The sequence below is a fragment of the Bdellovibrio sp. MYbb2 genome (assembly GCF_056175685.1).
The window spans coordinates 1,470,577-1,486,523 of the sequence record NZ_JBJKJI010000001.1 but is presented as its reverse complement, the minus strand read 5'-3'; the positions used below and the strand labels follow the sequence as shown (position 1 = coordinate 1,486,523).

The window sequence follows — 15,947 nt, the reverse complement described above, 5'->3', positions numbered from 1 at the left end:
ATGAGTCTTATTTCAGCAATGTCAAGGCGGTCAAAGTGGCAGGTATCGTAAATCCCAAAGGTAAAGGCAAATCGCAGCCACGCCTGCATCCATCCATTAAAAAAGACCGCGTCAACCCCAAGGACTATCTGGAATATGACACACGCTTTTCCTGTGAAGACTGTTCCCACTATGACGGCGAAAAAGTTATCTGCACCATTGGATACAATCCCATTCATCACCTGAAGGCCACACAGACACATCAGTACGAACTGGCGGGCAACATGGCCTTCTGCCGTTTTATTGAAATAGATTAAAATCTGTTCCTTTGCGCACCCACAGCGTGTTTGCGGGCGCCGCTCCGCTTAAGCCCTTGATCCCCATTCAGAAAATTGACTCAGCCAAAGTCCTGAGAAATTGGATTTTTCCCTCTGAAAGTACTGTGTACAAATGATTCAGGACAATCTTACGTCCTGAATCCCCGATCTGCCTTACGGCCAGTATTGTAAAAAACAAACAAAACCCGCCCGACGTCCTGTCAAGAGCTCGTACCAAATCCCGATCTAATGCACATCAACGATTCACTCAGAAGGAGTCAAGAGAGATGGTCACTCTCTTGCTGAACCGAAAGGAGGGCCTTCAAGGATGAAACTGAAATAGAACAATAGATTGTTCACCCGGGCAACGCCCAGGAGCTGAAGAGGCTGCAAGCCTCGAAAGCGGACTAAGCCCAAATAACAAAAAGGCCATTATAAGCACCGACTCGGATGTCAGTGCCGGCAAAGCGAAAGTAGGTTTCGCTGATGCCAAAAAAACAAATCAAGGAAGGTAATGAATATGAAAAATAAATATTAACGGAGGAATTTAAAATGGGAATGAGAGTAACAACAAATATCAGCGCACTTAATGCTCAACGTAACTTGGTCGGTTCTCAAAGACAGATCAATGACTCTATGGCGAAACTTGCTTCCGGCAGCCGCATCAATAAAGCTGCTGACGACGCTGCAGGTTTGGCGATCTCTGAAGGCTTGAAAGCTCAGATCAGATCTGCTGCTCAGGCTCAGCGCAATGCGAACGATGGTATCTCCATGGTTCAAACTGCAGAGGGTGGTCTGAACGAGATCGGTAACATCGTGGTTCGTCTTCGTGAGTTGGGCATCCAGGCTGCTTCTGATACAGTTGGTGAAACAGAGCGTGGTATGTTGAATAAAGAGGTTCAACAGTTGAAATCAGAAATGCAGCGTATTGCTTCTGTAACAACTTGGGGTACTACAAAACTATTGGATGGTTCTTCTCCGAAGTTCGATTTCCAAGTAGGTTTGTTCAACAACTCTGAAGAAGATCGTATCTCCTTCAACGCTTCTGAGAACGTGGCTACTTTGGATGCTCTGGGTCTTTCTGGTGTGGATTTCTCCACTAAAGAAGGCGCTCAGGAAGCTTTGGGTATGCTGGATAATGCACAGACTTCAATCTCTGGAACTCGCGCCAACCTGGGTGCCCTTCAGAACAGATTGACTTCTACAGTGGACAACTTGGGTGTAGCTCAAGAGAACTTGTCTGCAGCTAACAGCCGTATCCGTGACACAGACGTTGCTCAGGCATCTTCCGAGATGACTCGTAACAACATCTTGTTGCAAGCTGGTACATCCACTTTGGCTCAAGCCAACCAGTCCAACCAATTGGCTCTTAAGCTGATCGGTTAAGCCGGACGAGGCTGAGGGTGCAAGCCCGAGGCTGAAGTAAAAGTTCAAACTTTATACCCGGAGGGTTTACGCCTTCCGGGTTTTTTATTTTGGGGGATCCACCGATCCCCTTTTTCTGTTTTTGTGTTCAAAGTTTTTCCAGCGACATCTGCATAGAATGTTAGCATTCAAAAAGTGTAGAACTTTTTTACCAATAATTTCAAATATTTAGCTAAAGTCTAGGCCAAAACCTTCCGAAAAATATGGAAGAAGCATGGAGGTTTTGTATGACGAAACATATTACAGCAAGATTGATGGTCGCACTTTTCGCCACCGCAGCTCTTGCAGCCTGTGGCAAACAAGGAGGATTCGAGTCACTGCCTGGGGCCACTGGCAATACCAGCCAAGGGTCCAGTGATGGCAGCAACTCCGGTCAGGGCGGCACACCTGCTCCGACCGAACCGGCACCTCCAAGCGCCTATGACAAGATGGATCTGAATGGATATGTGGGTGGTGGTACCTATGAAAATGAAAAGGTACTGGGCATCGACAAAGCCAACAACGCTTTGCTTCTGTACCTCCCCCTGCCAGGTGCATTCAGCAACCTCTATATAGATGTGCCGCAAGTTAAGGGCGTTCAGATCAAGACGGTCATGGATTCCCAGCAGAAAGCGCGTGTGGCAGTCAGCATTCCGTTGAAACTGATTGTTAAAGATCGCGTTACAACCCTGCCGGCAACTAAATTGCCAAATGGTAACAACCTGCCAATGATGCCAAGTGGAGAGCTTCCCTCCCTTGGGCTGGGTCTGAACCCGAACTCGGACAACAAGGTTTATCTGTATTTCGGTGTGAATGCGGTCGGAATGTTCATCGAAAGTTCCTTGTTCCCGGCTTTCCTGGGCCTGACTTACCCTCTTAAGAACGCTGCTGCGACCCGCACCCTGGGTTATTTCACGATTGTCCCTAAATCCGGCGCCTATAATGGTGGTCTGTTCCTGTCCTTCATCCTTCCGAATGACCTGGCCAAAATCATCGATGACCACTTGAGTGGCGTTATCAAGTAACCAAGACCGTCCCCACCGTCATTCTATTTTGATTTGCATGCCCCCTTAATTGTCGCTAGTCTAAGGGGGCATTTCCATTATTGAACCAGGACATTTCAGGGAGCGAATCATGGCAAAGAAAAAAGCAAAACCAGCGAAGAAAGTAGCTAAGAAAGCAGCGAAACCTGCTAAGAAAGCTGCCGCAAAAAAAGTAACTAAAAAAGCTGCTAAACCAGCTAAAAAAGCGACTGCTAAAAAAGCTGCCAAGCCAGCTAAAAAAGCAGCTCCGAAAAAAGCGGCTCCAAAAAAGGCCGCTAAACCAGCTAAGAAAGCCGCTCCTAAAAAAGCAGCTGTAAAAAAAGCTGCGAAGCCTGCGAAAAAAGCCGCTGCTAAAAAGCCAGCTGCCAAGAAACCTGCTGCAAAAAAAGCTGCTCCTAAAAAAGCTGCTGCTGCAGCTGTAGGTGGCATCGCTGCTGTTGAAGTTCTGAAACCTCAGGTTGAAGACATGACTGCGGACTTCGATGATGAAGCTGAAATCGACAGCATGATCGACATCGAAGAAGAAGCTGTTTCTGAAGATGACGAATGGGATGATGAAGAAGAGTCTGAAGAAGGCGAAGGCTCCATCGAAGAAGACGACGAAGAAGAAATCGAAGAAGACATCACTTCCAAAAACGATGATGATGGCGACGACGATGACGATGAAGACGACGAAGACTTCGGTGATGACGAAGGTTACTTCTAGTCGCTGCGCACACAGCAAATAAAAAAGGGAGTCTTTGACTCCCTTTTTTATTATCATCAGGGCATGTACAAACACCTCTACAAACGTTTCCTTGATGCCCATCCGGACCAGATTCATTTTGCCTGCCACAGTCACCACTACTGGCCCGATGTCACCCGCGAAGCGCACCTGCAGTACTGGGATGACTCCTGCAAATATGTCGACAACAAATGGAACCACATCTTTTCCACCAAGGTTCCCCAGGCGCAAAAGCTGATCGCCGAAAATCTGAACCTGTCCCATCCTGAACAGATTGTCTTTGCTCCGAACACGCATGAATTTGTCTTTCGCCTGCTAAGTTCTTTGAACTGGGATAAAAAGCTGCGCATTCTGACCACTGATTCGGAATTCTACAGCTTCGACCGTCAGATCAACCGCCTGTCCGAGATGTCCCAGTTTGAAGTGGTAAAGGTGCCCACCCTGCCCTTTGAAACCTTCCATGAAAGATTTGAAGCCGCAGCCAGCACATCCGCTTGGGATCTGATTTTTGTCAGCCAGGTGTTCTTTAACTCGGGACTGGCTTGTGATATTCACCGTCTGGTAAAGGCCGCTCCGTCCGACAGCTTGTTCGTGGTGGACGGCTATCACGCCTTTATGGCGGTGCCGACAGATCTGAAATCCATCGAAAACCGCATCTTTTACCTGGCGGGCTCTTACAAATACGCCCAAGGTGGCGAGGGGGCTTGCTTCCTTTACGTCCCGCCGGGCACGCGTCACCGCCCGTTCCATACCGGATGGTTTGCTGAACTTTCCAAGCTATCCGCGGTGGGGAATGAAGTGGGTTATCCCACCGATGCCCTTCAGTACGCTGGCAGCACCATGGACTTTTCAGCGCTGTACCGTCTGATTGCCTCGCTGGAAGCCTTCAAAAAAGAAGGCCTCAGTGTCACGGCCATTCACACGCACATTCAAAACAATCAAAAAGTATTCTTGCAGGAACTGGATCAAAAGAAGCACCCGCTGCTGAACCGTTCCCGCCTAATGGCTTTGGATCTTGATCATCACGGTCACTTCCTGACTTTTGATCTGCCAACCACCGAAGACTGCCAAACACTGGTGCAAGCACTGGAGGCCCGCGGAGTGCACGTGGATTCGCGCAAGAACCGCCTGCGTTTTGGTTTTGGGTTGTATCACAACGCCGAAGATGTCCGCAGTGTGATCGCGCGTCTGTAGAAAGGTCGAGGCAGCCCTCACCATCATTGAACAAGTCGAAGAATTCTCTATTCTTTATTAAGGAGTCCGAAGAAGGGAATTCGCGTGGCTGACCTTGAAAGTAAAAGAGTATTTCTGATCGCTTCTGCCAAACCAGAGGAAGCGGAAAAAATTGAAAGCACCCTGAACCGACACATTCAAAACGCCACCGTCTTCACGGCCACCGATGGCAGCGCCGCCCTGTTCAAGGCTGAAAACGTAATCCCAAATGTGGTGATCGTGGATTCCGAGATTTCAAAAATCAGCGCGCTGGATCTGACGCAAAAACTGATTCAGAAAAAAGAGCGCATCGCCGTTATCATCATGTCCCCGCTGCCGGACACCGATCACTTTGTGGATGAAGTCGTCACCGGCCAGGTGCACATCCTGACCCGCCCCACGGACGAAGCCACTTTCATTGAACACCTGACCCGCGCTTTGAACTGGATTGTAAATGGCGACAACGCCAACTATCGCATGAAGTTTTTGGCGGCCAATCAAATTCTGATCCGCGAAGGTGAAAAGGCCGAATCCGTTTATCTGGTGAAACGCGGACAGCTGAAGGCCTATAAGACTGACAATGGCGCTGAAACCTTTCTGGGTCATATCAACCCCGGCGAATTCGTGGGTGAAATGGCCTACATCAACGGCGAACCCAGATCCGCCAACGTCATGAGCCTTTCTAACTGCGAACTGATTGAAATCCCCAACAACTGTCTGGATGTGGTGCTGTTTTCAAAACCCGCCTGGTCCAAGGCGCTGGTGAAAACACTTTCACTTCGGCTGAAAAACTCCAACGAAGACAAAGTTCAAAATTAAAAAAGGCCGTCTTCCGACGGCCTTTTTTCTAATTCCAATCTCTAATTTCCAATTTCTATTTCGGTGTCAGCGCTGACTTGTTCTGAATCATTTTTTCCATCAGACCGTTCAGGCTGTCTTTTTCCTCGTTGGAAACGACATTCCAGAAGTTCACGATACGCGGATACCATTGAGGGAAGATATCCTGGATAGCCTGCTCACCTTTCGGCGCCAGACGAATCACAAAGGAACGGCCGTCAGACTGATGCCCCTCACGAACCACCAATTCAGCTTTTTCTAGGCTGTTGATTAAACCTGAAATCGTGGCTTGGGTTACACCCACCTGGTTGGCCAGCTCGGAAGGACGCAAACCCGCAGGTGCGTTTCTTAGCATGAACAACAACATAAAACGACCGCTGGAAAGGTTGTATTTGGAAAGCAGACTGTCCAGGCTGTTTTCAATCTCGCTGGCCACTTTCAGGAACAGCAGATTGGAATACACTGCCATGGAATCCGGCTCTGCCGAAACCGGCAATGTTGTCAGGGACGTGTGCACTTCCTCGCGGGAAGGCATATCTTGAATGAATAATTTTGCCATAAAGGCCTCCAATATCAGAAAAAAACGGCGGGACATGATCCCGCCGGGTACTGCATTATTTCGCTGGAATCATGCTTTTATCGTCATGACCCTCGGACTCTTCGATAACTGCATCCGTGGTTTTCTCTTCCATCTTTTTCTGGGAAGTGAATCTTGCGCCAAAGTTATTTGCCCACACACGGAATCTGTCCACGTAAGTGAACACCGCAGGAACCACAATCAAAGTCAGGATTGTGGATGAAATCATACCCCCGATGATCGCAACCCCCATCGCCGTACGCGTTTTGGAAGCCGCATTCATGCCGATCGCCACTGGGACAACCCCGGCGATCAACGCAAAGGACGTCATCAGGATCGGACGCAGACGGGTCTTACCAGCCAGAATCAAAGCTTCACGGCGGTTCTTACCCTCGGCCATCATCTGCTTGGCAAAGTCGACAAGCAAAATACCGTTCTTACCCGCAACCCCGATCAACATGAAGAACCCGAAGATCGCAAATATCGTCAGAACTTCACCGGTCAGGAACAGCGCCAGGAAGGCACCGCACAGGGCCAGTGGCAACGCCACCATGATCGTGATCGGCGTGATGAAAGACTCATACAAGCTCGACAGAATCAGATAGATGAACAGAATCGCAAAGCCCAATGCCATCACTGTGGATGTCATAAGTTCCTGCATGTTTTCTGCATCACCACCAAAGCCGTAACGAACACTTGGAGGCAGAGCATTTTCACCCGTCGTCATTGCTGACACGGCTGAATTCACCACGTCACTCAAGCCCGCACCCGGTGCAAGACCCGCAGTGATCTGGATATAACGACCACGGTCCTGACGTTCGATGGAAGCCGGTCCGGATTCCACTTCACCTTTGGCGATATCACTCAAACGAACCAGTTTTCTGTTCACGTTCGGAACATAAACCTCATTGTACGTTTTCATCAAGTCGCGCTGATCTTCCTGCAAACGAACACGAACCTCATACTCACGACCACGTTCGCGGAATTTTGCCGGAGTCAAACCTTCCACTTGGGCACGAAGCTCGCCCCCCATGGTACTGGTGTTGATACCGAATACTTTGGCCGCGCCTGGCTTCAGATGAACCTGCATTTCAGGCTTACCCGGGCGATAATTCGAGTCGACGTCCTTTAGACGTGGATCCTTCTTCAAAAGTTCATACATTTTTGTGCCGGCTTTTTCCAATTCCACCGGATCCGCAGAAATAATGTTCAGCATGAATGGCTGACCACCCATACCGCCAGTTGCGTCATACTTCTTAACAACCGGATTTGCTGAGGACAAATGCGTCAACTGACCACGGATTTTGTCACGGAACTGCTCTGTTGTCAGAGGTCCACGTTCTTTACCGTCTTTCATGCGCACATAGAAGCTGGCTTTGTTGGACTCCCCGTACAAGCTACCCACGATCATTGTCGTGAAGCGAACTTCCGGATTGTTGTGCAGAATCTTGTCGACCTGACGAGCCAACTCTTCAGTACCGTCCAGGCTGGTGCCTGGTTGCAATTCCAAAGTCACAGAGAACTCACCCGAGTCATCATCGGAAATGAACGCGCCCGGAACTTTTGTCACTGTATAGATACTCAGGAAGAACACCATCATGGTCAGACCGATAGTCACCTTCGGCCAATCCAGGGACACATTCAAAAGTTTCACATACAAGTTTTCAAGCCAGGTCTGGAAACGGTCGAAACCTTTCACCATGCGGCCCAGAGTCTTGTCATACACGCCTGCTGGCTTGTGTTTGTCATGACCACCACCGTGACCAGAGCCACCGAAGTAAGCTGTCAGCATCGGGATCAAAGTCATCGCGACGAACCAGCTGATCGCCATCGAGAACACGACAGTCATACCGAACTGTTTCAGGAACTGACCAATGGTTCCGGACATCGTACCCACTGGCACGAACACCGCGATTACCACCAGAGTGATCGCCATAACGGCCATCTGGATTTCCGTAGTCCCTTTTTCCGCCGCCGTCAGGGATTCTTCACCCAGCTCCATACGACGATAGATATTTTCAATTACCACGATCGCGTCATCGATCAACAGACCCACAGCCAGAGTCAATGCCAGCATGGATACGATGTTGATAGAGAATCCGGCAATCTTCATGATCATGAACGCACCAATCAAAGAGATCGGAACGGACAAGGCCGTGATGAATGTCGAACGCGGGCTTCCCAGGAAGAAGAACACCGTAATAACTGTCAGAAGGATACCGATGATGATCGTCTCGTAAACGTCATACAAGTTGTCCGAGATTTTCACGGAAGCATCTGTCATGACCGCGACAACCGGAGCACCTTCCATTTTTTCAAGCTCGGGCTTGATTCTGTTCATCTGCTTGATCACGTCCTGCGCCACTTTCACAGTGTTGGAACCGGACTGACGATACACTTGCAGGAACAGGGATTTTTCACCGTCAACATAGGCACGGGATTTTTCATCGGCCAGAGTGTCGACAACTTTACCCAGGTCCGCCACGCGGGTTGGGACTTCATTCCCGTAAAGGTTTACCAGAGTGTCAGAGATTTCCGGAACGGATGAGAACTCACCCAGACCACGGAAGACCATCTCTTTTTCGCCCTGATTCACTTTACCGGACGGAATGTTCTGACCGGATGCGCCCACTTGCGCTGCCACTTGAGATACCGAGATTTCACGGGCACGCAGTTTTTTGCGATCCAGAAGCACGTGAATTTCACGCTCACGGCCCCCGATGATCTCGATGGCACCGACGTTGCGCACTTGTTCAAGGCGCGGTTTCACGAACTGGTCCGCGATATCAAACAATGCCGCGTCGCCAAGGTCTTTGGCCGTCAATGACACTGTCAGGATCGGCGTGTCTGCCGGGTCAAAACGTTTGATAAGTGGATCTTCAACGTCGTCAGGCAATTTTGCTTTGGCAAGGTTGACCTTGTCGCGCACTTCCTGCTCGGCGTGTTTGACGTCCACTTCACTGTTGAATTCCACGATTACCTGGGAAACACCTTCCAGGGATTTAGAGGTCAGACGTTTAATACCGGAAATCGTACTGACTTCCTCTTCAATTGGACGGCTGACCAGAGTTTCGATCTCGGCAGGACCCGCACCCGCGTACACGGTTTGTACGGTTACCACCGGGATGGAAACATCCGGATAAAGATCGACGGACATGGATTTGAAGGAGGCCCAACCGACAACCACCATGGCGATGGTCACACACGTGATAAATATCGGACGGCTGATGGATAACTTAGGTAAACTCATGACTATTTCCCTCCTTCAGGAGAGGCTTGGTAAAGTTTGATCTGTGCTTGCAAACCAAGAATGTTTGCTGCTGATTTTACTTTGCTGATTGCGGACGTTGTATAGTCCTGTTCAAACAACAGAACCTGATACGTCGTTGTACGACCCTGACGAAGGCGAGTGCGCTCGTTTTCAAGCTTCGCTTTCTGGGCATCTTCAATGCGAGACAACAAACGAAGGTTATCGCGGGCATCCTGCAGATTGCGGGTCAAATTGGTCCAGTCGATTTCCTGTGCATAGTAAGCGTATTCGCGGTTCAGCTCGGCTGCGCGTTCCGCTTTGCGAGCACCGGCTTTAGTGTCAGACGCCGCACCGATGTTCAAAGGCATGCTAAAACGAACACCCACAAAAGCTGTGTCCTGATCCGTTCTGCCGGATTCTTTCATCGCCTCGTTATATTCTTCATCACGGCCATTCATTGCATAGTTGCCGTAAATGTCCAAAGAAGGACGGTTTCTTTCCAAAGTGATCACGGCATTGGCGCGGGCTGCTGCCAACTGAGCGTTGGTCGCTTCAACATCAGCGCGGCTGCCAGGACGAGCACCCGGGATGTTCAGCTGTTCCAGTGATTTATAGTTCACCTTTTCAAGAGCTTCCACTTTGGCATTGGCTTCGCGGTTCAGGAATTTATTGAACATGCGTTGAGCTTCCAAATATTCATTCTGAGCCACCTGCAGTTCCAAAGTACGTGCTTCAACCAGCGCACGTGCCTGCAGAACGTCAGCTTCTTCACCCAGATTCATTCTTTTTTTACGGCTGACATAATCCAAGATACTTTGCGCAGCTTGTTTTGCCTGCTCTTGAATCGTCACCACATCCTGCCAGGCTGCAAGCTTCCAATAAGCGGCTTCGGCACCGGCAAGAATGTTCAGGGATTGACCCTGGCTTGAGAATTTTTCAGCGATGTTCTGAGCTCTTAAAGCTTCTTCATTGGCCTGAGCGGTACGACCGAAGCCGTTCGCCCATAAAGGCATGGAAAGCTCCAGTTTCGGAGTCGCATCCCAGTATTTGGATGGATTAATAGGAGACGTCGGCGCCAGTCCTTCAAATTGGGTGCGATTCAGATCATAGGACAACTTGGTTTGAAGACCGAAGCTGAACTGCTGGCTTACACCCAGGGAGTAGTACTGACTTTTCACTTCGTCATACATTTTAGGATTGCCGGGCTTGCCGTCATAACCCCAGCGGGCTTCTGCGAAAAGCTTCGGGGTGAAGATCAAATCTGCTTCACGGGATTTTAACTGGGCACCTTCAGACTGTTCAGCACTTCCTTTATAGGCCGTGCTGTCACCTTTCACCTGATCGAGATACTCGTTCAGGGTCAGTGCGGAGGCCGAAGCTCCGTGCAAAAGAGTCCCACAGATGAGGAACTTAGCTCCCCATTGTATGATCTTGTTTTTTTTCATATTAGTTCTCCAAAGTCCAATTACTGACTGGTTGAATATGTAATCGCTTACATACAAGTTTGTACCCCAACGATGATAAGTATGCAATCAATTACTTAATTGAATATCAATTGACCTTATGATACAGTATCTTATAGATAGTGATTTTAGGTATTTAGGGGGTTTATCCATGTCTGACACATCTCAACTTAAGACTGTTCAGGACGAAAGTGCTGATAGCCAAAAGGGTAAAAAACGTGACAGAACCGCTTCTGAAGAGCGTCTGATTGCTGCCGGCATCGAAATCTTCTCTAAGCATGGTTATGATGGCTCCACTACTAAGTTGATTGCCAAAAAAGCGGACGTTAACGAGTCGTTGATTGGGCGTTACTTTGATGGCAAGGAAGGTTTGCTGCTTACCATCGTTGAACGCTTCATCGAAGAAATGCGCAATGAAGAACTCGAATACCCGCCTCAGGAAACCCTGGCGGATGAGCTCGTCAAATACGTCGAATTCAAAGTGGCAAAAAGCCATGAACGCGACTGTCTTGGTAAAATCATCATCTGCCAATGCCTGACAGACAATAAGTTCCGTAAAAAAGCATTGGAGCGCATTCCGATGTTCGCCGATCCGAAGCTGGTTGCCCGTATGGCTCGCTTCCAACAGCAGGGTCAGATCAAAGACAACATCACCTCAGATGAGATCGCTGAAGAAATCGAAACCTATCTGCACGGCGCCTTCCTGTTTGACCTGATTCTTTCCGAAACCCCGGAAGAGGAAGTCGTGAAAAGTGCCCGTCGATTCATCGGGCACTACACTGCCGGGATCACCAAACCCTAGAAGAAATACTTCAGGTTCAAAAGGGCGCTTCCGATAGCGCCCTTTGTTTTTACCGTATCCGTACCGGACGACAGCTTCAGCTCAGTCGTCGTTGAACGCCCAATGTATTCAATCACAAAGTTATCCGCAAAGAACCAGCCCAGGCCGAACAGAACACCCACACCATTCGTGGCTTCACCATCGCCCGTTCCTGCCGGTGTGAATTTATTGATACCATAGGCAAGTCCCAACGGGAGATAAAAGGATTCCCAACGATACAGCGTGCCCGCATACAGGAAGTGAGTCTGGAATTTGGAAGTGCTGCCGGTTGCGCTGTAGGTGATTCCGTTCAGGGTCATCTTGTCCAGATCACGTTCCCCGCCCAATGAAATACCACTGATAAAACCCCAGGAATGTTGAGGTGCGTACCAGGCGTTGAATCCGATCTCGAGGGCGCCTTTGTATTCCAGGTCATAATCAATGTCTGTCGGAGTCCCCGAAACAGTTCCGTCACCGGAAAGCTTCGCCAGATAGTTCGGGCTGTACCCGATCTGAACGCCATATCTCCACTCGGCGTTGGCCGTCGCGGAAAGACCCAAAATCATCATCACTGCTGCTGCGAAAATTCTCATGCTGTACTCCTGAGTGCGCGTGGATTGATGATCTTTCGGGGGCCGCAAATGTGTAAACACAAAATAAATTGTTTAGGACCTTGGTCTTTTAAAAATGAAAAAGGCCCGTCGTTTTACCGACAGGCCCTTGGTGATTTTGGTTTTGATTACTCTGGCATTGGCAGATCGATGATCAGGCCGCCATCTGGTGGTGGAGGCGGAGGAGTCGTCACCGGATCAAGCGGCGCTGGTGGCTGCTGGGATTCCTGCTTTTTCTTCTCTTCCTCTTTTTTCTTTTCTTCGTCTTTCTTTTTCTGTTCGTCAGCTTTGCGTTTCTCGTCGGCTTTACGCTGTTCTTCCTGACGGCGTTTTTCCTCGTCCTTGCGCTTCTGTTCTTCCTGCTGTTTGCCGGAATCTACAGACGGCTGGGAAGGAGTCGTCGGAGCTGTCGGTTTGGAAGGCTGCTGCGGGATCGGCTGTGGCTTTTCCTGCTGCTTGCGGTTTTCCTCGTCCTTACGACGTTGTTCTTCTTGTCTGCGCTGTTCATCAGCTTTGCGGGCTTCTTCCTGCTTGCGCGCCTGGTCTTGCTGTTGTTGCTGCTGGCGGCGAGCTTCATCGGCCTTGCGCTGGTCGTCCTGGCGGCGTTTTTCTTCAGCCGCTTTTTTCGCAGCCTCCGCTTTGGCAGCTTCGATACGGCGTTGTTCTTCGATGCGACGACGTTCAGCTTCGGCACGAGCGCGGGTTTCAGCGTCGTGTCTTTCCATACAAATACGGGCTGCCGCTACACCGGACTGACCCTTCCCACGGAACTCTTCGATAATACACTTATTAAGAGTGTTGTTCGTGCCATTTTTGCAAAGTCTCAAAGCATCATACTGCAGACGTGCGTTTTCAACTTCCTGACCGCCCTGACGGTAAAGATCAGTGACACACTTATCAAATGTTGGGTTCACAGTCTGACGACAGATGAACAAAGCGTATTCGCGGTATTCAGATCCGAAGGACTTGCGCACATTCAAAGTACAGTCCTGAACCTGATAGTTGGAACCCACGCCATTGGCGCAGAAGAAACCAGACAGCTCAACATTATCATCACCAAAACGACGGCTCAGATCCACCGTACAGCGCTGGAATTCCGCATCGGTACGACCGTGCGAACAGGCTGCATCCGTGTTGGAGCTGAAAGTTCCCAACTGGGAATAAAGACGGTCCGAACACTCAGCGATGCTCACCACTCGCGAAGATGATGGCGGCGGCGGCGCTGGCGGATTGTTGTTGCCATTTCCACGCTTGATCCACGCATTGGCAGAGCTGGCCATGGCAATAATCGTCAATAATGTTACAGAAGCGCGTTTCATATGAACCTCTATTATCAAAGTTCTGTGGTGCAATGCCTGCGCCAAAACCATCTCAATTCTGTACGTTTTGGAGTATTTTACCTGCGCACAAGTTTGACAGCAGTGCCGCTTTCTGCGGCGACAAGGCCGGTAATTCCAAACAGTTCCAGGGGCTTAAACGACAAAAGGCCCCGTAAAGGGCCTTCTGAAGAGAAAAGAAAACACCCGGAGTGGAAAGAGAGAGGAACCACTCCGGGTTGCTAGTACAAAAACTATTTCATTGGCTTCGTGTGAACCGCGAATTTTTCGAATTCGCCGTACTCATGAAGTTTGTTATAAAGGGTCTTGATCGTGATACCCAGGTTGTTTGCGGCCTGAGTTTTGTTGCCACCGAAGTGAGCCAACGCTTTCAGGATGTAACGCTTTTCAAGCTCATGCAAAGTCATCGCAGGATCGTAAGCGATAACGTCTTTTTCAGCTTCACCGTTACGGATATTCTCTGGAATATCATTCAGCATGATCATGTGACCGTCAGACAGGATCTGAAGTCTTTCACACACGTTCTGAAGTTCGCGGATGTTACCTGGCCACTCATAGCGAATCAGAGCCTTCATCGCTTCTTCATTCACAGAACGACCACGGTTCAGGTAGGCGTGCTGGGAATTGTTCAGGAAGTGATTCACCAATGCAGGGATGTCTTCCTTACGACGACGCAGAGGCGGAGCGCTTACCACGATCGTGTTGATACGATAGAACAAGTCCTCACGGAAGTTGCCACGAGTCACTTCCTGGTCCAACTCACGGTTGGTCGCACAGATCAGACGGATATCAACTTTGATTGGGTCTTTGCCACCTACGCGGTAAACTTCGCCTTCCTGAATGAAGCGCAAAAGTTTAGCCTGGATCGCCGGATCCAATTCACCGATTTCATCCAGGAACAGAGTCCCGCCGTTAGCCGCTTCAGCCAAACCGATTTTGCGGTTGTAAGCGCCAGTGAAGGAACCTTTTTCGTGACCGAACAACTCAGACTCAAGCAATGTCTCACGAAGAGCACCGCAGTTGATCGCAACGAAAGGTTTGTTCTTACGGCCAGAACGCTCATGGATGGAACGAGCGATAAGCTCTTTACCTGTCCCGGACTCACCCAACACAAGGATGTTAGCTTGGGATGGAGCTACACGGTCGATCATCTTCATCAAACTGCCCATCACTTCGGACTGATAGACGATGGTCTTGTTTTCAACCACTTTGGAAGTTTGATTTGTGTTCCACATAACTTGGTTTGCATTCTGAGAAGAGGGCAAAACAGTCGTTGAGTTGTTTTCGTTCATAGCTCCACCTTTCGGTTTACGTACTTTTTAAAACTTGGGTGGGCGTCTCAATTTGAATATCTCGCTTTGATACGCCGCGACAACGCATTGAGTTATAACTTTGGTCGTGTAGTAATTGCAATAAAAATAATGCACGACGTTAACTTTTTTTTAGGGTCTCAACCCTAATATAGGGATTTTCAGGGCTATGGCGAAGGCATTCAGGCTTTCCGAAAATATAGATAAATACCTGAAATACATGACTTTTATTAAGTCTGCATCCCCCCTTACCATCAAACACTATTCCCTGGATCTGATGCAGGCCTTTGATTATGAAAATCCCTCAATTAAGGCCAAATCTATTTCGGAGTCCGAATTACTATCCACTGCCCGAGCTGCCTTCAACCAGTGGGCGCACTTGTCGCTGGCATCGAGAAATCGCAAGGCGGCCACTCTGAAAAGCTTCTTTTCCTGGGCCTTCGAGGAAAGCCTGACCGAGAAGGATTTGTCGATGCAGATCACCTGCCCCAAAGTCCCGAAGAAGCTTCCGCATTTCGTAAGTGTGGATGAAGCTTTATCTGTCCTGAAAAGCTTTGATAGCGAGACGAAAATTCCTCTGAAGGAAAAAGTTCTGTTTCTGTTGTTATACGGAGGCGGTCTGCGTGTGAGCGAAGCCTGCAATCTGAAGTGGAATGAAGTGCAGACCACCCAGAAAGTTCTGCGCGTGAAGGGAAAAGGCTCTAAAGAGCGTGTTGTCGCCCTGCCCTCTTTGACCGTGGATGTTTTGCTGAAGTGGAAAAAAGAAAGTTCATTTGACGAATACGTCTTTGGCGAAAAGCCGCTGAATTCCCGCACTGCTTACGAGATGGTTCGCCAAAGTGGCATTCGCGCCGGGCTTTTAAAGCCCCTGCATCCCCACGCTCTTCGCCATAGTTTTGCGACCCACTTACTAAGCAGCGGCGCAAACCTGCGCACCCTGCAGGAACTGCTGGGTCACGAAAGCCTGCAAGCCACGGAAAAGTACACGCACCTGGGAATAGATCAGCTGGCGCGCACGATGGAAAACCTGCACCCGCTGGGCAAGGGCAAATAAACGCACAAA

At 49.4% G+C, this 15,947-nt stretch carries 14 protein-coding genes; 8 read left to right on the top strand and 6 right to left on the bottom strand.

Features of this window, described 5'->3' with window-relative positions; translation table 11 throughout:
- Positions 1–35: 35 nt before the first annotated feature.
- The 6 genes from AC04MQ_RS07200 to AC04MQ_RS07175 all read left to right on the top strand — a co-directional run bounded on the left by AC04MQ_RS07200 (position 36) and on the right by AC04MQ_RS07175 (position 5,498).
- On the top strand, positions 36–296 hold the full coding sequence (locus AC04MQ_RS07200) for a hypothetical protein (RefSeq protein WP_475391707.1): 261 nt from the start codon (positions 36–38) through the stop codon (positions 294–296).
- A gap of 552 nt (positions 297–848) precedes the next feature.
- The gene (locus tag AC04MQ_RS07195; protein WP_011165421.1) at positions 849–1,682 is read left to right on the top strand and encodes a flagellin N-terminal helical domain-containing protein; all 834 of its coding nucleotides are present in this window, start codon (positions 849–851) and stop codon (positions 1,680–1,682) included.
- A 266-nt stretch (positions 1,683–1,948) separates the two neighbouring features.
- Positions 1,949–2,725 (top strand): hypothetical protein, encoded by a 777-nt coding sequence (locus AC04MQ_RS07190; RefSeq protein WP_041577931.1) that lies wholly within the window; start codon positions 1,949–1,951, stop codon positions 2,723–2,725.
- 109 nt (positions 2,726–2,834) lie between these two features.
- Positions 2,835–3,449 carry a hypothetical protein gene (locus AC04MQ_RS07185; RefSeq protein WP_015092075.1) on the top strand — a complete coding sequence of 205 codons (615 nt, stop codon included), beginning with the start codon at positions 2,835–2,837 and terminating at the stop codon, positions 3,447–3,449.
- 63 nt (positions 3,450–3,512) lie between these two features.
- Complete coding sequence (locus AC04MQ_RS07180) at positions 3,513–4,661, top strand: aminotransferase class V-fold PLP-dependent enzyme (RefSeq protein ID WP_015092076.1); 1,149 nt, start codon at positions 3,513–3,515, stop codon at positions 4,659–4,661.
- An 84-nt stretch (positions 4,662–4,745) separates the two neighbouring features.
- Positions 4,746–5,498 (top strand): cyclic nucleotide-binding domain-containing protein, encoded by a 753-nt coding sequence (locus AC04MQ_RS07175; protein WP_015092077.1) that lies wholly within the window; start codon positions 4,746–4,748, stop codon positions 5,496–5,498.
- A gap of 55 nt (positions 5,499–5,553) precedes the next feature.
- On the opposite strand, the gene AC04MQ_RS07170 is transcribed toward AC04MQ_RS07175, so the two are convergent.
- The 3 genes from AC04MQ_RS07170 to AC04MQ_RS07160 are packed head-to-tail and all read right to left on the bottom strand — an operon-like array spanning position 5,554 to position 10,788.
- Complete coding sequence (locus AC04MQ_RS07170; protein ID WP_475391704.1) at positions 5,554–6,075, bottom strand: MarR family winged helix-turn-helix transcriptional regulator; 522 nt, start codon at positions 6,073–6,075, stop codon at positions 5,554–5,556.
- Positions 6,076–6,130: 55 nt separating this feature from the next.
- Complete coding sequence (locus AC04MQ_RS07165; protein WP_475391702.1) at positions 6,131–9,343, bottom strand: efflux RND transporter permease subunit; 3,213 nt, start codon at positions 9,341–9,343, stop codon at positions 6,131–6,133.
- A 2-nt stretch (positions 9,344–9,345) separates the two neighbouring features.
- Positions 9,346–10,788 carry a TolC family protein gene (locus AC04MQ_RS07160; protein WP_475391700.1) on the bottom strand — a complete coding sequence of 481 codons (1,443 nt, stop codon included), beginning with the start codon at positions 10,786–10,788 and terminating at the stop codon, positions 9,346–9,348.
- Positions 10,789–10,957: 169 nt separating this feature from the next.
- Between AC04MQ_RS07160 and AC04MQ_RS07155 the strand changes: the two genes are divergently transcribed.
- Positions 10,958–11,608, top strand: a complete 651-nt coding sequence (locus AC04MQ_RS07155; protein ID WP_475391698.1) for a TetR/AcrR family transcriptional regulator — start codon at positions 10,958–10,960, stop codon at positions 11,606–11,608.
- Here the strand turns inward: AC04MQ_RS07155 and AC04MQ_RS07150 are convergent.
- The 3 genes from AC04MQ_RS07150 to AC04MQ_RS07140 form a co-directional block, all read right to left on the bottom strand.
- Positions 11,605–12,219 (bottom strand): hypothetical protein, encoded by a 615-nt coding sequence (locus AC04MQ_RS07150; RefSeq protein WP_015092082.1) that lies wholly within the window; start codon positions 12,217–12,219, stop codon positions 11,605–11,607. The genes AC04MQ_RS07155 and AC04MQ_RS07150 overlap by 4 nt on opposite strands.
- Before the next feature lie 146 nt (positions 12,220–12,365).
- Complete coding sequence (locus AC04MQ_RS07145) at positions 12,366–13,556, bottom strand: hypothetical protein (protein ID WP_475391697.1); 1,191 nt, start codon at positions 13,554–13,556, stop codon at positions 12,366–12,368.
- A 251-nt stretch (positions 13,557–13,807) separates the two neighbouring features.
- Positions 13,808–14,866: a sigma-54 interaction domain-containing protein gene (locus AC04MQ_RS07140; RefSeq protein ID WP_041577934.1), complete on the bottom strand. Its 1,059-nt coding sequence runs from the start codon at positions 14,864–14,866 to the stop codon at positions 13,808–13,810.
- A gap of 187 nt (positions 14,867–15,053) precedes the next feature.
- Here AC04MQ_RS07140 and AC04MQ_RS07135 point away from each other — a divergent pair, with 187 nt between their 5' ends.
- The gene (locus AC04MQ_RS07135; RefSeq protein WP_475391695.1) at positions 15,054–15,938 is read left to right on the top strand and encodes a tyrosine-type recombinase/integrase; all 885 of its coding nucleotides are present in this window, start codon (positions 15,054–15,056) and stop codon (positions 15,936–15,938) included.
- The last annotated feature ends 9 nt before the right edge of the window (positions 15,939–15,947 follow it).